Annotated in this window: 24 protein-coding genes; 22 read left to right on the plus strand and 2 right to left on the minus strand. The window is 40.2% G+C overall.

Annotated features, from left to right (window positions below):
- Window positions 1-88 precede the first annotated feature (88 nt).
- The 8 genes from PHR02_RS07590 to PHR02_RS07625 all read left to right on the plus strand — a co-directional run bounded on the left by PHR02_RS07590 (window position 89) and on the right by PHR02_RS07625 (window position 6,763).
- A complete protein-coding gene (locus PHR02_RS07590) occupies window positions 89-925 on the plus strand; it encodes a DsbA family protein (RefSeq protein ID WP_299990737.1) in 837 nt (278 codons plus the stop codon).
- Window positions 926-928: 3 nt separating this feature from the next.
- On the plus strand, window positions 929-1,870 hold the full coding sequence (hemC, locus tag PHR02_RS07595) for a hydroxymethylbilane synthase (protein ID WP_299990739.1): 942 nt from the start codon (window positions 929-931) through the stop codon (window positions 1,868-1,870).
- A 9-nt stretch (window positions 1,871-1,879) separates the two neighbouring features.
- Window positions 1,880-3,694, plus strand: coding sequence for a menaquinone biosynthesis decarboxylase (locus tag PHR02_RS07600; RefSeq protein WP_299990783.1), 1,815 nt, complete (start codon window positions 1,880-1,882; stop codon window positions 3,692-3,694).
- Window positions 3,695-3,798: 104 nt separating this feature from the next.
- Window positions 3,799-4,134, plus strand: a complete 336-nt coding sequence (locus PHR02_RS07605) for a c-type cytochrome (protein ID WP_299990741.1) — start codon at window positions 3,799-3,801, stop codon at window positions 4,132-4,134.
- A gap of 90 nt (window positions 4,135-4,224) precedes the next feature.
- The gene (gene argH, locus PHR02_RS07610) at window positions 4,225-5,610 is read left to right on the plus strand and encodes an argininosuccinate lyase (protein ID WP_299990743.1); all 1,386 of its coding nucleotides are present in this window, start codon (window positions 4,225-4,227) and stop codon (window positions 5,608-5,610) included.
- Window positions 5,607-6,071, plus strand: coding sequence for an OsmC family protein (locus PHR02_RS07615; protein ID WP_299990745.1), 465 nt, complete (start codon window positions 5,607-5,609; stop codon window positions 6,069-6,071). Before argH ends, PHR02_RS07615 begins: the two co-directional genes overlap by 4 nt.
- 43 nt (window positions 6,072-6,114) lie before the next feature.
- On the plus strand, window positions 6,115-6,405 hold the full coding sequence (locus PHR02_RS07620) for a nucleotidyltransferase domain-containing protein (RefSeq protein WP_299990747.1): 291 nt from the start codon (window positions 6,115-6,117) through the stop codon (window positions 6,403-6,405).
- The gene (locus PHR02_RS07625; protein WP_299990749.1) at window positions 6,398-6,763 is read left to right on the plus strand and encodes a HepT-like ribonuclease domain-containing protein; all 366 of its coding nucleotides are present in this window, start codon (window positions 6,398-6,400) and stop codon (window positions 6,761-6,763) included. Before PHR02_RS07620 ends, PHR02_RS07625 begins: the two co-directional genes overlap by 8 nt.
- 5 nt (window positions 6,764-6,768) lie before the next feature.
- On the opposite strand, the gene PHR02_RS07630 is transcribed toward PHR02_RS07625, so the two are convergent.
- On the minus strand, window positions 6,769-7,125 hold the full coding sequence (locus tag PHR02_RS07630) for a histidine triad nucleotide-binding protein (protein ID WP_299990750.1): 357 nt from the start codon (window positions 7,123-7,125) through the stop codon (window positions 6,769-6,771).
- A gap of 160 nt (window positions 7,126-7,285) precedes the next feature.
- Here PHR02_RS07630 and pheS point away from each other — a divergent pair, with 160 nt between their 5' ends.
- The 10 genes from pheS (at window position 7,286) to PHR02_RS07680 (ending at window position 17,899) form a co-directional block, all read left to right on the plus strand.
- Complete coding sequence (gene pheS / locus PHR02_RS07635; RefSeq protein ID WP_299990752.1) at window positions 7,286-8,278, plus strand: phenylalanine--tRNA ligase subunit alpha; 993 nt, start codon at window positions 7,286-7,288, stop codon at window positions 8,276-8,278.
- Window positions 8,275-10,605, plus strand: a complete 2,331-nt coding sequence (gene pheT, locus PHR02_RS07640) for a phenylalanine--tRNA ligase subunit beta (protein ID WP_299990754.1) — start codon at window positions 8,275-8,277, stop codon at window positions 10,603-10,605. The genes pheS and pheT overlap by 4 nt, the downstream gene beginning before the upstream one ends.
- A complete protein-coding gene (gene aroA / locus PHR02_RS07645) occupies window positions 10,602-11,879 on the plus strand; it encodes a 3-phosphoshikimate 1-carboxyvinyltransferase (RefSeq protein WP_299990756.1) in 1,278 nt (425 codons plus the stop codon). The genes pheT and aroA overlap by 4 nt, the downstream gene beginning before the upstream one ends.
- Window positions 11,876-12,706, plus strand: a complete 831-nt coding sequence (locus PHR02_RS07650) for a 4-hydroxy-3-methylbut-2-enyl diphosphate reductase (protein ID WP_299990758.1) — start codon at window positions 11,876-11,878, stop codon at window positions 12,704-12,706. The genes aroA and PHR02_RS07650 overlap by 4 nt, the downstream gene beginning before the upstream one ends.
- A 99-nt stretch (window positions 12,707-12,805) precedes the next feature.
- Window positions 12,806-13,243 carry a bacteriohemerythrin gene (locus PHR02_RS07655; protein ID WP_299990760.1) on the plus strand — a complete coding sequence of 146 codons (438 nt, stop codon included), beginning with the start codon at window positions 12,806-12,808 and terminating at the stop codon, window positions 13,241-13,243.
- A 154-nt stretch (window positions 13,244-13,397) separates the two neighbouring features.
- Window positions 13,398-15,053, plus strand: a complete 1,656-nt coding sequence (locus tag PHR02_RS07660) for a 30S ribosomal protein S1 (RefSeq protein ID WP_299990762.1) — start codon at window positions 13,398-13,400, stop codon at window positions 15,051-15,053.
- Between the two features lie 4 nt (window positions 15,054-15,057).
- The gene (locus PHR02_RS07665) at window positions 15,058-15,339 is read left to right on the plus strand and encodes a hypothetical protein (RefSeq protein WP_299990764.1); all 282 of its coding nucleotides are present in this window, start codon (window positions 15,058-15,060) and stop codon (window positions 15,337-15,339) included.
- A gap of 75 nt (window positions 15,340-15,414) precedes the next feature.
- Window positions 15,415-17,004, plus strand: coding sequence for a phosphoglycerate dehydrogenase (gene serA / locus PHR02_RS07670; protein WP_299990766.1), 1,590 nt, complete (start codon window positions 15,415-15,417; stop codon window positions 17,002-17,004).
- A 90-nt stretch (window positions 17,005-17,094) separates the two neighbouring features.
- On the plus strand, window positions 17,095-17,328 hold the full coding sequence (locus PHR02_RS07675) for a hypothetical protein (RefSeq protein WP_299990768.1): 234 nt from the start codon (window positions 17,095-17,097) through the stop codon (window positions 17,326-17,328).
- 181 nt (window positions 17,329-17,509) lie between these two features.
- A complete protein-coding gene (locus PHR02_RS07680; protein WP_299990770.1) occupies window positions 17,510-17,899 on the plus strand; it encodes a type II toxin-antitoxin system PemK/MazF family toxin in 390 nt (129 codons plus the stop codon).
- Between the two features lie 554 nt (window positions 17,900-18,453).
- Here the strand turns inward: PHR02_RS07680 and PHR02_RS07685 are convergent.
- On the minus strand, window positions 18,454-18,666 hold the full coding sequence (locus PHR02_RS07685) for a hypothetical protein (RefSeq protein WP_299990772.1): 213 nt from the start codon (window positions 18,664-18,666) through the stop codon (window positions 18,454-18,456).
- Window positions 18,667-19,047: 381 nt separating this feature from the next.
- On the opposite strand from PHR02_RS07685, the gene PHR02_RS07690 reads away from it, so the two are divergent.
- From PHR02_RS07690 to PHR02_RS07705, 4 genes are all read left to right on the plus strand, one after another.
- Window positions 19,048-19,938, plus strand: a complete 891-nt coding sequence (locus tag PHR02_RS07690) for a WYL domain-containing protein (RefSeq protein ID WP_299990774.1) — start codon at window positions 19,048-19,050, stop codon at window positions 19,936-19,938.
- Window positions 19,939-20,153: 215 nt separating this feature from the next.
- Window positions 20,154-23,087, plus strand: coding sequence for an HNH endonuclease (locus tag PHR02_RS07695; RefSeq protein WP_299990776.1), 2,934 nt, complete (start codon window positions 20,154-20,156; stop codon window positions 23,085-23,087).
- A 161-nt stretch (window positions 23,088-23,248) separates the two neighbouring features.
- Window positions 23,249-23,554 (plus strand): helix-turn-helix transcriptional regulator, encoded by a 306-nt coding sequence (locus PHR02_RS07700; RefSeq protein WP_299990778.1) that lies wholly within the window; start codon window positions 23,249-23,251, stop codon window positions 23,552-23,554.
- The gene (locus tag PHR02_RS07705) at window positions 23,554-24,831 is read left to right on the plus strand and encodes a type II toxin-antitoxin system HipA family toxin (RefSeq protein ID WP_299990781.1); all 1,278 of its coding nucleotides are present in this window, start codon (window positions 23,554-23,556) and stop codon (window positions 24,829-24,831) included. The genes PHR02_RS07700 and PHR02_RS07705 overlap by 1 nt, the downstream gene beginning before the upstream one ends.
- The last annotated feature ends 170 nt before the right edge of the window (window positions 24,832-25,001 follow it).

Genomic DNA, 25,001 nt, shown 5'->3' on the forward strand with positions numbered 1-25,001 from the left:
TTGAGTAAATTTATTGTTAACCGTTTTACGCGAAAATACCATTCACAAAACTACCAAGATACCTACACACCACCACGAAAGGATGACCATGTCATTGATGCCGAAATTATCGACGATACTCCTGCTATCCGCTAGCCTATTTGGGGCTAGTGATGCTGAAGTTGTATCCTTCTTGAAAAAAGGGATTGCCGGAAATCCTAATGTTAGTAATTTACAGATAGAGATAAACAGTAAAAAGAGTCTTCCAGCTATGAACGATTGGCAAGTTTATTTTGTTACGATTGAAGCTGATGTAAAACAAGGTAACGAAAGCCGACGGATTAATCAAAAGAGTACTTATTTTGTGAATGGTAACATTATTGCTCCTGAATTAGTGAATCTTAAAAGCGGTGAACGTTACAACGATATGGTAGCTCCTGATTTTAGCAATTCATTTTATTCTAAAGAAAATCTTGTAAGCGGTGAAGCGAATGCAACCCATAAAGTTGCGATTTTCTCTGATCCTCTTTGCCCATTTTGTCGTCGCTATGTTCCTGAAGCCCTTGCTTATATGGAAAAATACCCAAAAACGTTTGCCGTCTATTATTATCACCTCCCGCTTGCAGGTCTTCATCCTGCTGCGGTAACATTGACTAAAGCGGCAATAGTCGCGGAACAAAATGGTACTAAGGATGCTGTATTGAAACTTTACAAAGTGGATATTAACGGCAATGAAAAAGATGAGAAAAAAATACTGAGCGCGTTTAATAAGGTATTTGGAACAAAAATCGATTCGGAGGATATTCGACGCACTTCTGTCGTCAAACAATTTGAATTTGATCAAAAAGTAGCTCAATCAATGATGGTTGCTGGAACACCTACGGTCTTTTTTAACGGTCAAAAAGACAGTTCGAAAAATAAATATAAAGAGATTAAGGTTAAGTAATACATGAAAAAACTCACCATTGCAACACGTGGAAGCAAACTAGCCCTTTGGCAATCGAATCACATTAAATCGGTTATTGAATCAAATTTCACCGACGTCGAAGTAGAACTTAAAATCATTATCACCTCTGGAGATAAAATTTTGGATGTCCCTTTAGCTAAAATCGGCGGTAAAGGGTTATTTCTCAAAGAGATAGAGGAGTCTATGCTTCGCGGTGAGGCGCAGATGGCGGTTCATTCATTGAAAGATGTCCCTACGGTTATGCCAGAGGGGTTATTGCTCTCAGCGATTACGGTTCGTGAAGATGTCCGTGATGCGATGCTTAGTGAAAAATATTCTGATATCGTATCATTGCCTCAAGGTGCCGTTGTCGGTACATCTTCACTCCGTCGCCGTATGCAGTTACTCATGCAGCGTCCGGATTTAGTAATCAAAGATTTACGGGGAAATGTAGATACTCGTATTCGTAAACTCAAAGAGGGTGAGTTTGATGCGATTATCTTGGCTGCTGCCGGGATTAATCGTTTAGGCTTTAGTGATTTGGTAGAGCATTTTTATCCGATTTCTCTGGATGAGATGCTTCCAGCTATGGGGCAGGGTGCTCTAGGAATCGAGACGGTGAATGAGCCATGGGTTTTGGAAATTGCCCAATTTTTAGAAGATGAAAACAGTCGTATAGAAACCTCTATAGAAAGAGGATTTGTAGATACTCTAAACGGTGGTTGTCAAGTTCCGATAGGTGTAAGTGCACGCGTACAAGAGAATGGAGAGGTGATTGTTCGCTCAACACTAGGGATGCCTGATGGATCTGAAGTCATGGGAGATGAAATTGTCATTATTAAAACTGAAACCCGAGGTGTGGGTGAAGCGATGGCAGAGCGTTTAATCACGAAAGGTGCGATGGAATTGTTGCACCGTGCTGAAGTTATGGCGAATAAGGCATAATCTGTGACATTGAAAAAAACGATAGAGTTACTAAAATCCAAAAATGAACTTCGTATTATTGATACTCCTTTGGATATTTATCTCGAGATCCCCCATTTAGCCTACGCCGAAGTTAAAAAAGAGGAGGGGGGGAAAGCCCTCCTTTTCACCCATCCAATCGATCGTCGTAGTGGAAAAACATTTGATACACCGGTAGTTATGAACCTTTTTGGCTCTTATGCACGAACAGAACTTCTTTTTGGGCGTGATGTTGAGGGGGTAGCGAGCGAAATCGAGAAACTTCTTCACATGAAACCGCCGCAAGGGTTTAAAGAAAAAATCGGTATGCTCGGTGATTTATTTGCCATGAAAGACATTTTCCCTAAAAAACTAAAAGTGCGCGGAAGCTGCCAAGAGATTGTTAAACAAGGTGATGAGATAAATCTCTATGATTTACCGATACTCACGACATGGGAAGGGGATGGCGGTCCTTTTATCACGATGGGTCAAGTCTATACTCAAAGTCTCGATGGCACTCTTGTGAATCTTGGAATGTATCGTTTACAAGTGTATGACAACAACCATTTAGGGATGCACTGGCAAATCCATAAAGACTCATCCCACTTTTTCGATCAGTACCAACGTGCCGGCAAAAAAATGCCGGTATCGATTGCGATTGGAGGAGACCCTCTCTATACATGGTGTGCGACGGCTCCATTACCTTATGGTGTGAATGAATTATTACTCTATGGATTGATTAAAAAAGAGTCTCCAAAGCTCGTTGAATCCCTTACAACACCTCTTTTTATCCCTGAAGATGTCGATTTTGTGATTGAAGGATGGGTGGATACCGAAAAACTTCAACTTGAAGGGCCTTTCGGAGATCATACCGGCTATTATACCCTTGCAGAACAGTATCCGGTAATGGAAGTGAGCGCAATAACAAGCCGCAAAAATCCATACTATTTAGCGACGGTTGTCGGGAAGCCACCGTTAGAAGATAAATATATGGGCTGGGCTACTGAGAGGGTATTTTTACCGCTACTCAAAACCAATGCTGCTGATTTGATCGATTATCATATGCCGGAGAATGGAGTATTTCATAATCTCATTTTGGCAAAAATGAAACCGCTTTATAAAGGACATGCTAAACAGTTTATGCACATTTTTTGGGGTTCTGGGCAGATGAGCTTTGTCAAACATGCCCTTTTCTTTGGTGAAGATGCTCCTAAACTGACCAACTATGAAGCACTTATCACCTATGCACTCAATCGCTTTTTGCCGAAATGTCTCTTTATTTCTGAGGGGATAACCGATGCACTGGATCACTCTAGCCCTGAATCCTTGGTAGGTGGAAAGCTTGGGATTGATTTTACCGCTTCGTATTCACCAAGTGTAGCTGAATCGATTGAGAGCTCTGTATTACTGGAGAAGTTGCAGACCATTATTCCTGAGATAAGAGGGGCGACTCAATACATGCGTCATACTCTCAATCCTATTACGGTTATCAGTGTTGATAAAAATCGCTCATTAAAGAGTGTTGTTGATTCATTAGAGAGCTTGAAATCGTATTTACGGATTGTCATTTTTGTTGATGAAGCTAAAAATGACATTCACAATCCCTACATGCTGCTGTGGCGTGTGACTAACAATATGGACGCAGCACGTGATGTGTACCGTTCTGAAACCATTGTTGCCATTGATGGTACAACGAAAACCGCAGCAGATGGATTTGAGCGTGAGTGGCCAGGGGATGTAGAATGTACCCCTTTTGTTGTTGAGCGTCTAAAATCACTTTCATTATGGGATTTAGATCTAAAATTGGAGCAAAAATACCGACTGTAATGCGCTATTTCCCCATTTTCAGGGGAATGAGATTAAGCAATTTATTAGAATTACTAATGTAATATTGACGACTTAAATATTTTATAAGAGGGAAATTTAATTCCATGCGCATGTTTTATGCTACAGTAGCAATTACACTTTTAGCCGGTTCGACTCTTCTTAATGCTGCCACGTATAAAGGGCAAAAGATTTACATGGACTCTTGTAAAGAGTGTCACGGTGGCGGACAAGAGTTAGCCGCCTCCAAAAAACAGCGCGTTTGGGAAAAGTTAATGGACAACAAAGGTGAGAAACTCGCTGATATTCATCTTACCTCCAAAAAAGCCGCCGCTTCATGGGACTATTTCAAAGATCGAAGTTATACACGCGGTGCGAAACATATTGAAGATTTTTTAGTGGAATATGCATCTGACAGCGGTAACGTCCCTGCCTGTAATTAATTCTTTCTCTCACATTACCTTAAAGCGGTAATGTTTTCTAAACCAAACTTCGCTAAAATCCCCTAAATACTTAATATACTCGGAGATACCATGGAAAAGATGTGGTCCGGACGTTTCACGCAAGATGCGTCAACCTTATTGGAAAAATTTAATGCCTCGATCATGTTTGATCAAAAACTTTACCGTGAAGATATCGAGGGTTCTGTTGCACACGCTAAAATGCTGGCACACCAAGGTATCTTAACGAATGATGAAGCACTCTTAATCGAATCAGGAATGGGACAGGTTCTGAGTGAAATTGAATCGGGTGTTTTCGAATGGAAAATCGGTGATGAAGATCTCCATATGGCAATTGAGAAACGTTTAACTGCCATTATCGGCGAAGCGGGTAAAAAACTGCATACAGCGCGTAGCCGTAACGATCAGGTAGCACTCGATTTTCGCCGTTTTGTCCTTCGGAAAAATCATGAAATCGTTGAGCAGATAAAAGCACTTATGGGTGTTATTATTGATATATCCCGTGATCATACGACGACATTGTTACCGGGGATGACCCATTTACAGCATGCTCAGCCGATCAACTTTGCATTTCACCTTCTTGCCTATGCATCAATGTTTAAACGCGATATTGAGCGTTTTGAGAGCTCTGCTATGCGTAATAATATCTCACCGATAGGATGTGCCGCACTTGCCGGAACACCGCACAATATTAACCGCGAAATGACGGCGAAAGAGCTTGGCTTTGATTCGGTGAGTATCAACTGTCTCGATACCGTAAGTGATCGCGATTTTGCACTGGAAATTTTATTTAATATTTCGACATTGATGATGCACATTTCCCGTTTGTCGGAAGAGATTATTATGTGGTCAAGTTATGAGTTTCGTTTCGTCGAACTTTCCGATCAGTATTCGACGGGAAGTTCGATTATGCCGCAAAAGAAAAATCCTGATGTTCCTGAGTTGCTTCGTGGAAAAACGGGGCGTGTATTTGGAAATTTGATGGGGCTTTTAACGGTGATGAAAGGGTTGCCACTCGCGTATAACAAAGATACTCAAGAGGATAAAGAGGGGGTATTTGACAGCGTTGAAACGGCTGAAATCTCTCTTGAAATTCTCCGTGAAGCATTGAAAACAATGACTATTAAGCCTCAAAACATGGCTCGTGCATGTAAACTCGGTCACCTCTCTGCTACCGATTTAGCCGATTATTTGGTTGAGCATTGTGATGTCCCTTTCCGTGAGGCACACCATATTACCGGACGTGCCGTTGCCCGTGCAGAAGTGTTGGGGATTGATCTAAGCGATATTACATACGCTGAGCTAAAAACGATTGATGAACGGATTAAAGAGGATGTCATCGCTTTCTTGGGGATTGAACACTCAATGAATGCACGTACCTCACAGGGTGGGACTGCTGAAGTTCGTACCCTTGAACAAATTATTTATTTTGATCATTATCTTAAGGATGTTAAATGAAAATCACCGTTGCTCATCAAAATGAAATGAAATTTGAGGCGAAAACTGAAAAAAGCAGTTTTATTATCGATTGCCCTCAAATCTCTCCGATCGAATATTTCTTAAGCGGGATCATCACCTGCAGTGCTACAGATGTTGTAATGCTTCCTAAACAGCAAGGTTATGAGGTTAACAATCTCGAAGTTTCTGGAGAGGTTGTTCGTAATGAGTCTGCACCGCGTAAATTCAATACCCTTCACCTTGAATACCGCTTTGATTCAAACGCTGAGGATATTCTCGCGGCACGATGGGTAATGGCGAGTTTGGAGACCTATTGTTCAACGATCAATACGATTCGCGATACTACTAAAATTACCTACACGATCATTCATAAAGGCAATGTGATTCGTGAAAATGAAGCAATGATTAGCGGTGGTGGAAGCAGTGTTGATTTTGGTGAATTACAAGGGTGCAACGCGTAAGTGTTGTATATGATATAATTGATCCAATAAAAGGGTGATTGGTATGGTGGCAACAAACGATATTTTAGTAAAACTACGTGAGCTAAAGCCGCTACTCGCGGAGCGTTATGCATTGACGAGAATCGGGCTTTTCGGAAGTTTTGCTCGTAATGAAGCTTCTGAATCGAGTGATATTGATGTTGTTGTTGAAATGGAAGGGAAATTTCGATCTTATTTGGAAGTTCAAGATCTTTTAGAACAATCGTTGTCCCATAAAATTGATTTGATCCGTCTTCATGATCATATGCGTCCCCGTTTTAAAAATCGAATACTACAAGAAGCCCTCTATGTCTGATCTGTTATTAGATGATATATTGTCAGATATTGAAGAGTTTATAGAGATTGTTGTAGCCCGTACTGCTAATATCCATTCTGCTGATGATTTTATATTTGATGATAATGCGATTATCCTGTTTGATTCAGTTTTGATGCGGCTTCAGGCTATCGGAGAACTCTTTAAAAGTGCCGAATCACGCTACAAAGAGTGTTTTGAAACACACAAAAATGATGACATCATCGGTATTATTAAACTTCGAGACATCATTTCGCATCACTACATAGATTTGGACGCAGATATTATTTTCGATATTTGTAAAAACCATCTTCCGAATCTCATGGAAAGTATCCGCGTAATTCGAAAGAATTGTTTATAAAATTTTTAAAAAAAGTCTTTCGGGTCAGCATCGGCAAAATGCCCCCATTTGAGTTTTGCTCCACCGAGGATATGGAAGTGTAGATGTCCTACCTCTTGCCCCCCATTTTCCCCAATATTGCTGATGATACGGTATCCACTTTCATCGATTCCACACGCTTTGGCAACCTCTTGCATAAATGTCGTCATGCGTCCCATAACATCCCCCGGAATATCGTTAAAACTTTGATAATGTACTTTTGGGATCGCTAAAACATGTACAGGTGCTTTAGGATTAATATCATGAAACGCATAAAATTCATCGTTTTCGGCAACTGTATTTGAAGGTATTTCTTTATTAATAATTTTGCAGAAAATGCACATTTTAAACCTCTTTTTTTATGCTATTGTAGCACATGCAAGATCGCTTGAAGCTAATTATAAAAGAGTTTTGACTACAATATCCTCTAAATTGAAAGCACTTTTATCCAAATTGTAAAGATCTATTTTAACGCTTTCAGAAAATCACAATGGAGACTCTATTTTGCAAGAGTGGTATGACGCTATAAAATCGGCTGAATCGATCGATAAAATCGAAGAGATCCGAATCGCTATTTTCGGAAAAAAAGGGATTATGAACGCAGAGTTCGCCCGTATGAAAGATATCCCTGATGCTGAAAAAGGGACATTTGCTAAAGAGCTGAACATTCATAAAGAGGGATTAAATGCTCTTTTGCTCGATCGTAAACTCTTTTTAGCGATGGAGCATTTACAAGCAACGATGAAATCGGATGCAATCGATGTGAGTCTTTATTCTGCTACAAGTGAGCGCGGATCACTTCACCCGGTCATGGAGACGATGGATCGAATTGTTGAGTATTTCGTTGCGATGAACTTTTCAGTACAAACTGGTCCGATGGTGGAAGATGATTTTCATAATTTTGAGGCCCTTAATCTTCCTAAATACCATCCGGCACGTGATATGCAGGATACTTTTTATTTCAAAGATTCGATGCTGTTACGTACCCATACCTCTCCAGTACAAATCCGTACAATGCTTAGTACTAAACCTCCGATTCGGATGATTGCGCCGGGTGCAGTATTTCGACGTGATTATGATATTACCCACACACCGATGTTTCATCAGGTAGAGGGGCTTGTTGTCGAAGAGGCGGGGAAAGTGTCGTTTGCCAATCTCAAATTTATCCTTGAAGATTTTTTAAAAACAATGTTTGGAGAGGTTGAAGTCCGTTTCCGACCGAGTTTTTTCCCGTTTACTGAGCCTTCTGCTGAAGTGGACATCAGCTGTATTTTCTGCGGCGGAGAGGGGTGTCGTGTATGTTCGAAAACAGGATGGCTTGAAGTTCTCGGATGCGGAATCGTTGATCCTAATGTCTTTAAAGCGGTCGGATATGAGCATGTCAGCGGATATGCGTTTGGTTTAGGGGTTGAGCGGTTTGCGATGCTGATACACCGAATCGGTGATTTACGCTCTTTGTTTGAGGGAGATACGAGATTATTGGAGCAGTTTAGATGATCGTTACAAAAAATTGGTTAAATGAGTGGATCGATCTAGACGGTGTCAGTGCAGATACCTTGTGTAAAACGTTTAATGCGATTGGATTAGAAGTTGATCGACATGAAGTGTTGCGTGTTGCGGACGGTGTTGTTATCGGGTATGTTGAGAAATGTGAGAAACATCCTGATGCCGATAAACTTAACGTATGTCAGGTTAATGTTGGAGAGAGCGTTCGTCAAATCGTATGCGGTGCATCGAATGTTCGTGAAGGGATTCATATCGCTTTAGCGACAGTGGGTGCAGAACTTCCGGGCGGTCTTAAAATCAAAGAGGCTAAACTACGTGGGGTTGATTCTCATGGTATGATTTGTTCCTCCAAAGAGATTGGACTGCCACCGATGGGTGAGGGAATTATGATTCTCGATCCAAGTATCGGTGAATTGGTTCTTGGAAAAAATCTTAATGAATACGCTCCCTTCCATGATGACATCATAGAAATTGAATTGACTGCAAATCGTGGAGACTGTTTGAGTATTCATGGGATTGCACGCGATTTACGTGCGGCACTTTCACATGAACTCCGAGAAATCAACTACAAAGAGAAGCAAGAGGGACGTTTAGGAATTGGACGTATTTTACAGTTGCAACATACCGATACCTTTGATGCTGATTTGTTATTTGGTGCTGTAGATGTTAAAGAGCTTGCTGTTCCGTTTGTGATTGCACTGCGTTTAGCGATTATCGAAACTGTTTATACGACGGCAGTTGATGCGTTGCTACTGTATGCAACTCAAAGTACTGGCGTTATTCTACGCGCCTATCCGTTTGAAAAATTCGGCGATTCTGAAACCAAAGGGATTATTACACTCGAGAATGATGAGAATGGTTACGCCTCACTTTACGGTAAAGAAAAAGTATCTGTTATCGGAGTTTCTCAAGAAAAAGAGGCACATTTTAGTGCAAATGAAGGTCTTGCGGTTATCGAGGCGAGTTACATCATTCCAGATGTTATCGCTAAAAAAATGGGTGAGAAAAAAGTTCCGAGCTGTCCTCATTATTACCGTTCTTCACGCGGGAGTGAGCCAAAAATTGAAATGGGTATTCGTTATGCCGGAAGTTTGTTTGAAAAATATTCAACTTCGCTCGTGTATGGCGGTAATATTGAACTTACAACCTCGTATGAAGCACCGATAATCAGTATCTGTGAGGAAGAGTTTGAGTCATTTATCGGGCTTAAAATTGATAAAACACGCATTACACAGATTTTCAAAAATCTTGGGATGGATATCGGGAAGACTAAGGGATCCACTTTTGCGATCACGGTTCCGAAATTTCGTCATGATATCGTGAACAAACAAGACATTATTGAAGAAGTCGTTCGTATCGTCGGAATTGATAATATCCCTTCAAAACCCCTTGTTTTTGCAGAAGCAAATCAGATGAGCGATGATTTAAATGGGTATAAAAAGACACGAATGTATCGTCATCGTGCGGCTCAAAGCGGATTTTACGAATCAGTTCATTTTGTCTTTAATGAACGACTGCAAGTAGAAAAATACGGTTTTGTTTGCACCGACAGTGATAAAGAGTTATTGAATCCGATCACAGCGACGTTTGATACGCTTCGTCCGACACTGTTGGTCGGGCTTTTAAATTCCGCTTCGGCGAATGTCAAAGTCAATCAGAAGAAAATTGCTTTGTTTGAAGCGGGTATGATTTTTGATACCAACCGTAATGAATCAAAACGTCTTGGATTTATTGTTTCCGGAGCAATGGAGAGTGAAAAAATTGCCAATGCGGGAAAACCTGCAAGTATCGATTTTGCCAACTTTAGTCAATTAATCGCTGATGTTATCGGATCTTTTGAATTGGTTGCACACACACCTACCCACGCTTTGGCCCATCCTTATGTATGTGCAAAGGTGATGATAAACGGTGTAGATGCAGGAGAGATGTTCCGGCTCCATCCAAGTATTGAAGAAGAACATGACCTCGCACAAACCTTTATGTGTGAGATTAAAACAGATGCCCTTGCTTATGGGTTAGTTGAAGCACGTCCGTATTCAAAATATCAAGCATCTTTTAGAGATTTGAGTATTTTGGTTTCAAAAGAGATGAGTTATGAGCGTATTAAGGCAGTCATTGAAAAACATCGCTCAGCTCAAGTTCAACGCTTTTATCCAGTAGACCGTTACGTTTCGGAAGCTCTGGGAGAACAGATGAGTTTAACTCTGCGTTTCGTTTTGCAATCAGAGGTAAAAACACTTGAAGATGAAGATATAACAATGGCAATGGAGTCCATTTTAAATGGGCTGAAAGACGAGTTAGGGGTAAATTTGAGATGATGTCTGCCAAGGTTTATCCAGCACAGTCGTTTGAGTTTAAAAGTGATGCAATTGCGCCGGATAAGTCGATTTCACATCGCTGCGCTATGTTTTCGGTATTAGCTGAAGGTGAGAGCCGAATTGAGAATTTTCTCCGCGCGGAAGACACCCTTAATACCCTTAAAATTGTTGGGCATCTTGGTGCTGATATTACTGATGATGGGACAACAATCACTATCCGATCACACGGAATACAAGAGAGCTCTGAAATTCTCGATTGTGGTAATTCAGGGACAGGGATGCGTCTTTTTTGCGGACTTCTCAGCTCTGCCGAAGGCCACTTTGTTCTCACGGGAGACGAATACCTAAAACGCCGTCCGATGAAACGGGTGAGCGGGCCGCTTCGCTCCATTGGAGCAAAACTCGATGGGCGTAATAACGGCGATTTAGCTCCTCTTTCAATACGAGGAGCTTCTCTCAAATCATTTGATTATACCTCACCCGTTGCTTCGGCACAAGTCAAAAGTGCCATGATGCTTGCTGCACTTCGTTCTGATGGAGTATGTACGTTTAGAGAGCCTGAACTTAGCCGAGATCATACCGAACGAATGCTTCGCGGTATGGGGGCACGTGTTGAAATCAATGGATTGGAAACGAAAATATGGCCTCTAGAAAAGCCATTGAAACCGTTGGATATTCGTGTTCCTGCTGATCCATCGAGTGCTTTTTTCTTTGCCGTTGCGGCGGCGATTACACCCAATGCTTTTGCTGTGATTGAGGGGGTAACGTTAAATCCGACCCGCATTGAAGCGTTCAAAGTACTTGAAAAAATGGGTGCTAAAATCACCTATACTCTCACTGATGAGCGATATGAACCTATTGGAACCATCCGAGTCGAGTATGCACCACTTCAGGCCGTTAGTGTAGAAGAAAACATTGCTTGGCTTATTGATGAGCTTCCTGCTCTCTCTATCGCTATGGCGTGCGCTGAGGGAAAAAGTATTATCAAAAATGCTGAAGAGTTACGGGTTAAAGAGTCTGACCGTATCAAAACGGTGGTAGATAATCTGAATCTTTGTGGTATTAAGACTGAAGAATATCCGGATGGGTACGCCGTTATCGGTGGAGAGCTTAAATCAGCCATTGTCAATAGCTATGGGGATCACCGTATTGCGATGAGTTTTTTGATCGCAGGACTAAAATGCGGTATGGAAGTTCATGATATCGAGTGTATTAATACCTCTTTTCCCAACTTTTTTGAATTGTTAGGTAGTTGTACAAAGGTTGAGCGATGAAAATTGTTTTGGCGGAGAGTTATGGCTTCTGTTTTGGTGTAAAGCGGGCAATTAAAATAGCTGAAGAGAATAAAAACTCTGCTACTTATGGGCCATTGATTCATAATGCCAATGAAATCGATCGATTAAAAAATGACTTCAATGTGGCTCTGAGTGAAAATTTGGACAGTTTTCGATTCGGTGATACGGCGGTCATCCGAACTCACGGTATTCCGAAGCAAGAGCTTGCTCTTTTACATGAGCGACAAGTCAATGTTGTGGATGCAACATGCCCGTATGTGACAAAACCACAGCAAATCTGTGAAGAGATGTCGGCACAGGGATATGACATCGTTATTTTTGGCGATGAGGCTCATCCTGAAATCAAAGGGGTTAAAAGTTATGCAGACAGTAATGTCTATGTAGTCAACAGTCCTGATGAAATTGATGCACTTAAGCTTCGGGAAAAAGTGGCTACCGTAGCGCAAACAACGCGTAAAATCGAAGAATATCAGCAAATTGTCCGTAAACTAATGGCTGCGCACAAAGAGGTCCGTGTTTTTAACACCATTTGTAACGCAACGTTCGATAACCAAGATGCAGTACGAGATTTGGCACAACAAGCCGATGTAATGATCGTGATCGGCGGTAAAAACTCATCGAATACCAAACAGCTCCACTCGATATCACAAGAATTTTGTCCCAACAGTTATCATATTGAGAGTCAGGAAGATTTAGACCCAGTATGGTTTAGAGGTAAAGAGTTTTGTGGTATCAGTGCCGGAGCCTCTACCCCCGATTGGATTATTAATCAGGTTGTTTCCTCGATTAGAGAGATGAGTGTTTAAAGTGCGTTATATCTGAGCTAATTTACTAAATAGTGCGATCTGTTTGAGACATAGAGTGGGAATAATAATAAACACTATTTGAATCTAAGGGATAATATTATGGCATCAGGGTTGGAATGGAGAGAAGAGTATCGCTTAGGAATCGGTAAAATAGATCAGCAACATATACATCTTTTTGAGATAGTTGCTCAGATCACAGATCTTGATGCTATTACTTCGACTAAAGAAGAGCTTAAAGCGATTTTAGTGGAACTCAGCCGTTATATGAAGGAGCATTTTAGTGAAGAAGAAGTTTATATGCATCAGATCGATTTCCCTGAATATGAGTATCATCGGAATCTGCACCGTGAGATTATCGAGTTTGTGAATACGTCAGTGACCAATTCACCGACGTTGGCGATGATTCGAACCAAACTCAAATTTATTATTAAAAAAGCATTGATTGATCATATCGTAACGGAAGATATGAAATATAAACTCTACGCCGCCTCTTTAAAAGAGAATCGATTCGATGAATGTCTCGTTGAGTTGGCTTAGATACAGAGCAGGTATTTTCTTTGCTCATTCGTTTAATAATCACTCTTTTAGTTTTATAAACAGCAATATTTTCTCTTATATTTCTCTATCTTAAAACTTAAATCAAGCATTTTTTCGCTATAATCAGCCAATTTTTAGTTACAAGGGAATAGGCATGGCTTTCGATAACGAATCGTTCGAAGAAGAAAATTTTGCTGAGATGTTAGAGGCATCTTTCAAAGAGCAAGAATCTACACGCATTACAGAAGGTGAAGTAGTAGAGATCCAAGAGAGTGACAACCGCGCGTTGGTAGGCGTTGGTGAGAAGCTTGAAGGGATCCTTTCATTGGATGAAATCCGTGATGCAGACGGTAAACTTTTGTTCAATGTCGGCGATAAAATTACGGTAATGGTAATGGGACACTACAATGAGCGTCCGAAAATTTCGTACAAAAAAGTACTTGAGCAAGAGAAAACCTTAGCATTTATCAATGCACACAAAGAAGATTTTGAATCAGTTGTGATCGAAGCATTGGTTACTAAGAAAAATAAAGGGGGCTACCTTTTGGAAGCGGACGATGTTCACTTCTTCCTTCCTCGCTCACTCGCAGCGTTTAAAGAGACCGATCAAGTGGTTGGTAAAACGATTAAAGCACAAGTAGTAAAAGTGGATGCTGCAGAAGCGTCAATCGTTGTATCTCGTCGCAAGCTTTTCAATGATGAGCGTAAACGTAAAAAAGAAGTTATTGATGCATTGATGGAAGAGGATAAAGTAATCCAAGGTACCGTCAAAAAAATCACTAGCTACGGTATGTTCGTTGATGTTGGCGGAATTGACGGGTTGGTTCATTATAATGAAATCAGCTACAAAGGGCCGGTTAATCCATCAAAATTGTACAAAGAGGGTGATGTTGTTAATGTAAAAGCAATTTCATACGACAAAGACAAACGTCATTTGTCTCTCTCGATCAAAGCGGTACAATCGGATCCTTGGCAAGAAGTTGAAGAGGCGTTGGAAGAGGGTGATACTATCACCGTTACCGTCAGCAACATCGAACCATACGGTATTTTTGTTGACCTCGGAAATGACATCGAAGGTTTCCTTCACATCTCTGAAATCACATGGGATAAAAATATCAAACACCCTAAAGACTACCTCACAGTCGGTCAAGAGATCGATGTTGAAGTTATCGAAATCAACTCTAAAACGCATAAATTGCGTGTATCGTACAAACGTCTTCAACCAAAACCGTTTGAAGAGTTTAGCAAAAAATTCAAAGAGGGTGACACGGTTACCGGTACCGTTACTTCATTGACTGACTTTGGTGCGTTTGTTCGTGTTGGCGGTGTTGAGGGATTATTACACAATCAAGATCTTTCATGGGACAAGAATGTCAAATGTAAAGAGACCCTAAAAGTGGGTGAAGAGATCGAAGTAAAAATCGCGAAAATTAATGGTGATGATGAAAAAATCTCATTAAACCGTAAATCTCTCGAAGAGTCTCCGATTGATCAGTTCGCAACAACACACAAAATGAATGAAGTGGTCAAAGCTACTGTTCGTGATGTAAAAGATTTCGGTGTATTCGTTTCATTAGAGGGTGGTGTTGATGCACTTATCCGTAACGAAGACCTTTATCCTCTTATCCCAGAAGAGCTTGAAATCGGTCAAACGATTGAAGCGGCTATTTTAGTGATCGATGCTAAACGTGACCGCATCCGTCTTTCCGTTAAAAAACTTGAGCGTATCAAAGACCAAAAAATGTTGGATGAGTTCAACGATAACGATTCACACAGCCTTGGTGATTTGATTAAAGATCAATTGAAATAATTTTATGCGACGTACTGCTTATTGGCTATTTCCCCTTATAGCCATAGCTGTTGCTATTTTTATTATTCTTTTTTTGATTCAGATTAACCCAACCGCACCACGGTTGAAAATTTCAGATACGGAAGACGTTCTTCCCTCGAGTACATCCTCGGAAGATAAAAGTTGGATTGGAAATTTTTCAAAGAGTGAAGAAAAAGAATATTTTTATCCAGTAAATGAAGTGATGTTGAATTTGGATCCTTCGCATGAAACACTCACTCCAGAATCCAATGAAACAACTAAATAGACCCGTATCCCTTGTAACAAAACTAAAAACCTACCATATCACGGCGACTGCATCGCCGTTCACAGAGGAAAAGTAATGGAAAAATATAAAATTGTTGTGTGTGATCATATTCATGAAGAGGGGTTAAACCTTCTTCGTAATGATGATCAAATTGAAATGATTTTTGCGGCAGACATGGATAAAACAGCTCTTTTGGATGTAGTCAAAGAAGCTGATGTTGCCATTACCCGTAGTTCTACTGATGTCGATGATAAATTTATTGAAGCGGCTAAGGGCAAGTTAAAAGCAGTTGTACGTGCCGGTGTCGGTGTTGACAATGTCGATATTCCTGGATGTTCGAAAGAGGGGATCATCGTTATGAATGTCCCGACAGCAAATACCATTGCTGCGGTTGAACTCACGATGACCCACATGCTTTCATGTATGCGTATGTTCCCATATTCACACGATCATTTGAAAAACCAACGTATTTGGAAACGTGAAAAATGGTACGGATATGAGTTAAAAGGTAAAAAATTAGGGGTTATCGGTTTCGGTAATATCGGCAGCCGTGTCGGTATCCGCTCTAAAGCGTTTGAGATGGAGGTTATTGCGTATGACCCTTATATCCACCCTTCTAAAGCGACCGATGTCGGTGCTAAATACACCACTAATTTTGAAGACATTTTAGCATGTGATATTATCACGATTCATACTCCGAAAAACAAAGAGACAGTAGGGATGATCGGCGCGGATGAGATCGCCAAAATGAAAGACGGTGTAGTCCTTATCAACTGTGCACGCGGTGGATTATACGATGAAGACGCTCTTTATGATGGTCTTAAATCAGGGAAAATCCGTTTTGCAGGGATCGATGTATTTAACAAAGAACCGGCAACTGATCACAAATTGCTTGATCTTGATAACATCTGTGTTTCTCCGCACTTGGGTGCTAATACGTATGAATCACAATACAACATCGGAGTAGAAGCAGCTCAGCAAGCGATCGAAGCGGCTAAAGGGATCGCGTATCCACATGCGATGAACTTACCTATCGATGAGACTAAAATCCCTTCATTTGTAAAACCGTTTTTGGAAATGGGACAAAAAATTGGATTCTTGGCGTCTCAAATCAATAAAGCACCGATTGTTTCGATCAAAGTAAGCGGTCGCGGTGATATCGCTGAATATGTTAACTCATTGGCGACATTCGTAACTGTGGGTGCGTTAGCTGATATTTCAGGTGATACAATCAACTATGTAAATGCTGATTTCGTCGCTTCAGAACGCGGTATTAAAATCGATACCGAAGAACTTCCTGGCAGCCCTGTGTATAAAAATCTAGTAACGGTTAAACTCACAACCGATAAAGATGTAATCGAGATTAGCGCAACGATGTTCAACGATGATGTTCAACGTATCGTTGATATCAACGGTTTCGGTGTTGATGTAGAACCAAAAGGGAACATGATCTTGTTCAAAAATACCGATGTTCCGGGTGTTATCGGTCAAGTGGGAACTCTCCTTGCCGCACATGAAGTAAATATCGCCGATTTCCGTTTGGGTCGGAATAAAAGCGGTGAAGCTCTCGCCGTTATCATCGTTGATTCTACTGTCAACGATAAAACGATCAAAGAACTCTCCGCCCTTAACGCTTGTATTAGCGTTTCTTACGCTCGAATTTAATCTTCATTTCTTCATATTCTCCACCCTTGGGTGGATAACCAATTTATAGAGTTGTGCTATAGTATTTATACTAATTCAAAAGCTCGCACAATGACTACGACATTCAGACTTAATACCGATGAGATTACCCCCGCTTTCTTCGACTCTCTTAAACTCCTTTTTCAGGGAAAAGAGATTGAGATCATTGCACGATCGATTGATCCAGAATTTGAATGTGAAAAAGAAGAGTACGCACAAGCACTTCACGAAATCGAAGCGGGGAATTCCTATCCTATAAACGAAAGTTTTTGGGAGAAAATGCACGCTTCCATCGAAGCCGCTTAATAGAGGTAATATTCTTCCGTCATTCCCGACTTCACGTGCCCTTTAGGGTAGATCGGGAATCCAGCTTTTCGCATTTGTATCTTTCAGTTTGCTATTTAATATCTTTGATGATCGAGAAAATGATACAATTGATCAGATAATCAACATTTAGAAAAATTTGATCCAAGAGAGTAAAACGCAAATGAAAAAATTCGATGATTGGAATGAAGTTAAAAAACAAGTACACAGCAGGAATAGCATCATCCATTTCAAAGAGCGGGAAGTTTATTGGGCAAGTATTGGTGAGAATGTCGGATTTGAGCAAAACGGTAAAGGCTCTGATTTTTCCCGACCTGTTTTGATTATCAAAAAACTCAATAATCATCTTTTTTTCGGTGTTCCTCTCTCAACTCAAAACAGAAGCGGCAGTTTCTTTTATGAGTTCGAATTGCTACCAGATAAAATTAGTACAGCTCTTTTAGTGCAGGCAAAAGTATATGATGTCAAACGGTTGGATCAAAAGATCGGAATGATTCAAAAGGATGATTTCGAAAAACTAAATGTCAAACTGAAAGAGTTGTTGGGGTTTTAGGAGTTTTCTCCTCTTGGAAAACCAAGAGGCAGTCCCGAAGGAAATTAGACTCATATTATATTCCATATATGTTAAAGAAGTATTAAAGGATATTGGATGAGAAAATTCGGAAATTCCGATTTTTCTATCAAAACTACCATTTTTTCTCGTCATTCTCGACTTCGGGTAGATCGGGAATCCAGCTTTTTTCCAGAAAGACGAGGTTTTTGTCGGTTGCTTTTTTTTGCCAGGTCAAAAAAAGTGGGAAGGTATTTTGTTTGAATCAGAGGAGTTGCACGCCCAACGAGGACGTTGGGAATGAGAAACAAGACATAGTCTGGGAACTTTATTGTTAAGATGTATGGCACTCTTTAGCGCAATAGTAACATCCATTAATTCTATGTTCTGGCCATTGACGTTTTGCATATGCCACTGCTTCACTACAAGAAGAGTGATAACCTAGGTCAATCTGATTTTCACTATTAGGCATATAAGAACAACTTGTGGTTGCATTATGAACCTCGTAATCTCCATTAGACTGTGGATTCTTATTAATAATAAATCTTGGCATTTGCTTATCCTAAATTATTATTCGTTGTTGAATCAGGATTACTTACTGGAGTTTTTATTCCATTAATAGCCCGAACATGATAGTTTGAGTAATTGCCACTTTCAATTTGGCGAACGAATTGACTTCTAGTCATATCAGCACCACTATAGTTGTCGTGGAATGTTTGGTTTCTACCCGTGTCACTCTCACGAGTAACACTTACGCGTTTTCTTGCCATGTTTAGCTCCTTTATTATTAAAAAAGTGTGAATTCACAATAATTCTTAATACCTGTATAAGCATAAACTTACTAGAATGACAGTCGCTAAAAAGTCATTTAAGTCTTACTGTGAATTAAGTTTAACTATTTCTAGTAGGCCTTATCTAGTTTCTAAAAAACCATCTTCCCTCACAATATTCCCAATTCAAAATACTGCGATACCATAAGCTATAAAGAAGTTTTTATAACTTAGGGAAATTTTACCTTTTTTGGAATTCTTTTGTCAAGTAGAATTACCAAATAGTTATAAAAATGGAGTTTTAATTAATATTAAATACTCCAAATATGCATATAAATGGTAATTTTTATATCATTGTCAATTGAAAAAAGGATGTAGAAAATGAATGAGAGAACAATTGAAATTTATAAAGCATTATATGGGAGTTTAGAATGTACTAAAGAAAATTTAGCAAACTATTTAAAGCTCTCAAGTGTTAAGACTGTTGAAAACAATATCAAAGAAATAGAAGATATTGAATATGACATAACAATTAGAAAATATCGCTTTAAAAATCTCCTACCTGAATACATTCCTAATGAAGTTTTTTTTGATACTTTTAAAGATTCAATAACGAATAAACTGATGAAAAATGACTTTACTTTGCTTGAAAAACATATCTCATCCATTAATACAAAGTCTATGATTCACACTTCTGAGTTATCCAATTTAGCAAAAAAAATCATTATGTTTAAAAATGCGATAAAAAATAACTGTGTTTTAAAAGTTAGCTACAAAAAAAATGATGCTAACACAGAAGAAAAATTTATTCAACCAAATACTATTTATGGAAACGGCTTTACCTACTATTGTTTTGTTACTTATGATCAACGAAATGAAAAAGCTGCTGGTGAACAAAGGACTTTCGCCTTTAATGGGATTCAAGAGATTGAGGCTGTTGAATATACCAATGCGTTTCCTTTCTCAAAAGAACAAAAAGGAAATGTATTTGGTTCTTTTAAAAAAGAGAAGTTTGTAGTTTTACATTTGAATCAAGGAGTTGCACATTTTTTTAAACGCGAAAATCTTTTTCTTGATGATGCTTTTGAGCTGATAGATGAAGAATCAAATGGTTCTATCACTGTTAAGATGTATTACAACGAAGATTTTGAAATTGAAAAAATCGTACAACAATGGATGCCTAATATTACTATTCAAAATAACCTAGAGTTAAAAAATAAAGTTTACAAAAAAATCAATGATAATTTAGATAAATTGATGAATAATACGTGAGTTTTCATAGTGGAATTCACTGTATTAGACGTACTGTCACTGATGCCTAATATAGCTGCATAGTTAAAAAGTTATAAAGCTATGCACTATAGCCTCGTTTTAGCCCGCCTTCGTTATAATCAATTCATTAAATTTGAACTGGATTCCCAATCGAGTTGGGAACCTCGTAAGAGGTTCTTGTGCCCTTGGGTATGACGAAATACTGCGGAGAGATGATGAGTACAGAAGAGATCGGAGCACTGCTAAGCGATAAATCAAAGCTCCTCTCTGAAATCTATTTCGAACTCCAAGCCGCATGCGAAGCTAAATACGGTTCCGATACCCTTGTTATCATCGAAGTAGGATCGTTTTTCGAGGTCTATGAGGTCAACAATGAAGATATGAAGATCGGTAAGGCCAAGGAAGTCGCCGAATTCCTCAATATCCAACTCACCCGCAAAAACAAAACTATTTTAGAAAACTCGATCCAAAATCCTCTCTTAGCAGGGGTTCCTACAGTCTCCATCGAGCGCTATCTCAGCCGCCTGGTGCAGTCGAAAAAATACACCATTGTCCTCGTCCGTCAGCAGGGGGAAGTCCCTCATATTCGCCGCTATATCTCCAACATCATCTCTCCGGGGACGAATTTCGACTACATTGCCGAAGCGAGCGAGAACTATATCGCTTCGTTGCTCATAGATCAAAATAACGGTGTCTATTCCATCGGGTATTCCGCGATCGACGTGGGGACGGGGAAAACGCTTATCAACGAAATCCACGGAACCCGCGAAGATAAAACGTATGCCCTCGATGAAGTATTTACACTGCTCCAAAGCTATCAAACCTCTGAAGTGGTGGTGACGTTTTGTGCGGGGGATATTGACCGAGACGAAGTAAACCGTTATTTAGAGATAAAAAATCATCATCGTACTTCGATGAACGAAAAACGTCTGCGGATCGATTATCAAAATGAGCTTTTTGAGCGGATTTATCAAATACGTTCACTGCTGAGTCCTATCGAGTATCTCGATTTGGAACGGTTCCCTTATGCCTCCGAGTCACTCTGCATCCTCATCAACGTTATTATCGACCACGATGCGGGGATTATAGAGAAGATGAATCGTCCGACGTTTTTGGGAACCAATCGCTATATGTATCTGGGGAACAATGCGGCGGAGCAGTTGGGGATTATTTCGCGTGATTCGGATGAAATGACGCTCCTCAAACTCATCGATAAAACCTCTACGGCGATGGGGAAACGGCTTTTGCGTGAACGGCTTTTAAATCCGATTTGTGATGCTAAACTCCTCGAAGAGCGATACGATTTGATCGACAAAATGGGGGAACATATCGCGCCGTTGGAGACGAAACTCAAAGAGGTGTACGATCTGGAGCGGATACTGCGTCGTTTAAAGCTCGGTAAACTTCACCCGTTCGAACTCGCCTATTTTTACGCGTCGCTGAGTGCGGCGGAGTCTTTGTTCGAGGATGCCGAGCGTTTAAAAATAACCTATGATAAAGCGAGTGCGCAGGAGTGCCGCCAGTGTGCTTCCGAACTGCGCCGCATCTTTAATATCGAAGCGTGCGCCAAATTCCGACGCGATCAGGTGGATCAGAATCTCTTTAACGAAGGGATAGACCCCTCCATCGATGCACTGGAACAGCTCCAGAGCAATAACGAAGCGAAACTGACCGCTATTATCAGCCATATCGACACCTTTTTCGAATCGGGCGGATCGTATGCCTCTATCGGATGGTTGGAGAGTGAGGGGTATCATCTCCTGATGACCCGTAACCGCTATGTGAGCGTTGAAGAGGCACTCCATAACAGCTTTTTTACGTTGGACAATCAGCACTACTTTTTCCGCGACTTTCAGGTGCGTAAACTCAAAACGGCGGTCAAACTCTCCTCAACTCTCCTCGATGAACTCTCTATCGAAAATGCAGGGGCAAAATCGCGGATGATCGCGCAGGTCAAAGAGCGCTACCGCGAACAGCTCGAAGCCATTGAGCGACGATTCTCCCACGCGATAGAACATCTGATTTCATTTCTCGCCGTGGTGGACGTTAGCTTGAGCGGTGCGAAGTGTGCGAAGCAGTATCGATATGTGCGACCGATGATCGTCCCCTCTGATAAAGCCTTTATCGAAACGGTGGGTCTTCGCCATCCATTGATCGAATCGCGCGAAGAGAACGGAATTTTTATCCCGAACGATCTCTTTTTAGGCTCACTCGATCAGCATACCTATGAGGAACACACGACCATAGAAAACGGTGAGGATGTCAAAGGGGTTCTTTTGTACGGCATCAACTCCAGCGGAAAGTCGTCGTTGATGAAGAGTATAGGACTCTCGGTCGTGATGGCGCAGGGGGGATTTTTCGTTCCGTGCGCCATGATGCGATTTTCCCCCGTCGATAAACTTCTCACCCGCATCGTCTCCAAAGACAATCTTTACAAAGGGCTATCTACGTTCGCCGTTGAGATGTTGGAGTTGCGGAATATCTTTAACCGAGCTACTGAAAACACCCTTATCCTCGGGGATGAGATTAGCCACGGAACCGAGACTGAATCGGCTCTCGCCATCGTCGCAAGTGCGATCCTAAAGCTCCGTGAGATCGGAAGTATGTTTATCTTTGCCACCCATCTGCATCAGCTTTCATCCCTTTCGGAGATTCAAAAGGCAAAAGAGATCGTATTGCTCCATTTAGGGGTTTATTACGATGAGGCGAGCGATAAGCTGGTCTATGATAGAAAGCTCAAAAGCGGAAGCGGCTCGACGCTGTACGGGTTGGAGTTTGCCAAATCGCTCCACATGGATGAGACCTTTTTGAAAAAGGCATACGAGATCCGAGGACGGATTACCGATAAAACCCACGAAGCCTCAATGCTGAAACGGGAGAAAAAGAGCCGCTACAACAACAAGCTCTTTTTGACCAAATGCGCGTTGTGCGACGAAGCGGTTGATGAAGTACATCATATTGTTCCTCAAGCGAACGCCGATGATGGCGGATCGATCGGTCATTACGGGATGAATCACCGCTACAACCTCATTCCGCTGTGTTCTAAGCACCATCGCCTCGTCCATGAGGGGAAAATAGCCATTCATGGGTTCGTAATGAGTGAAGATGGTTTGCGGCTCAGTTATAGTGAGACTGGAAGTGGTTCGTAAAGCCTATTTTATGTTACAGAATAATGCAAAATAGATAAATCTTTTATTTAGATCTTTTATTTTTATGGAACATTGTATTTGTTAGAGAATTTGTGTATAATTTATCTTTATAAATATTTTAATTATATTTTTTGCAGTTAAATTATTTCATGGAGTAACTTATGGTTGAGTATCAAACACCTTATGAAATCATCTCTGACTTTGTAAATTTGATAGAGAAAGAACGCATTAGACAAAATTTGAGGCAACAAGATTTATATAAAGCATCAGGAATGTCATCAACGGCTTATGCAAATTTTCTAAAAAAGAAAACTACTTCATTTGAAAATGTCATCAAGTTGCTGCATACACTTAATATGACTGCAAATATTGAAGGGTTGTTAAAAAGTGAAAGATATACATCTATCAATGAAATCCGTCAAGTTCAAAAAAAGTCAGTTAAAAAACGTGTAAGAAAAGACACATAATGAAAAAACCTCTTACTGAAATAGACGCCTATATTTATGGACACAAAATTGGAACTCTCATATGGCATGAAGGGACTATCTATTTTGAATATGACAAAGCATTTAAAACATTAGAACTGGAAATTTCTCCGCTTAAACTCCATACAAAAAAAACAACTTCCCTTTATACAAACCAAGAGAATAAATATCTATATGGTGGTATGCCAGGTGTCTTCTTTGATTCATTGCCAGATAAATACGGAATGGTATTTATCGATAGATATTTTGAGGGTCAAGGAGTTCGTCTTTGCGAAATCACACTACTTCATAAACTTGCTTTTATCGGAGATAGAGGGATGGGTGCCATAGAGTATCGTCCAAAGGAACACGAAGAAAGCAGTGATATTGAAACTGTTTTACAGGCTAAGGATGTCTATGAAGATATGAAAAAGTTTTTGGATAGTAAAAACGACACGGTGCCTATTGCGAAACTCATGACGATAATTGACAGTGTTTCACCTGTTGGTGGAGGCAGACCAAAAATGCTTATCCTATACAATCGCTCAACTAATACCATCAAGTTCAATAATAAAAAACTCGATGATGGGTATAAAAGAGCGCTTATCAAATTCGATGAAGTTTATTATGAAAACGAGAGTATGGATTTCACCAAACTTGAATATGTGTATATGCAAATGGCAAAGGAATGCAGTATTAAAACTCCTACTTTTACTCTCTATCAAGAAGTTGGGCAATCCCACCTGATAGTTGAGCGTTTTGATAGGGATGAAAAGGATGAGAAAATACATATATGCACTGCTTCTGGGTTAATGCACAAAGATATTTCCATTCCAAAAATTATCTCTTACGAAGAGCTTTTTCTCTTTACGTCAAAAATTTGTATGAACCAATCAGTAATTGAACAACTGTTTAGAAGAATGGTATTTAACGCATTATCCATTAACTATGATGATCATGCTAAGAACTTTTCTTTTATCATGGATAAAACAGGAGAATGGACTTTATCACCAGCTTACGATATTACTTTTTCGAAAGGTTTGGCACAAGAACATATTACAACCATTAACGGAAAAGGAAAGTCCTATGTTATAGAAGATTTTTTATCAATAGCTACCAAATATCTCATAAAAGAAGCTACTGCACTCAAAATCATTAGAGAAATATCTATAATGCTTCATCAATTTGAAAAAAGGGCACAAGCGATTTCTATCAACGATGAATTAGTCAATGAATGCACACGAGATATTCAAGAACAATTAGCATTACTGGAATTATAATATGAGGTGAGTTTCACCCCATATATTCAAATACGGTATCACCCTCCATAAAATATCGTCCATCAATGAGAGCCCCATACGGTAGCTTACGCCATCACTTTTTGAAGCGGGCGAGAATAGGGCTGGATCAGCTGGGCATAGATTTTCGGGATATCGAGGATCGAGATCAT

This window comes from Sulfuricurvum sp. (genome assembly GCF_028688295.1).
GTDB lineage: Bacteria > Campylobacterota > Campylobacteria > Campylobacterales > Sulfurimonadaceae > Sulfuricurvum.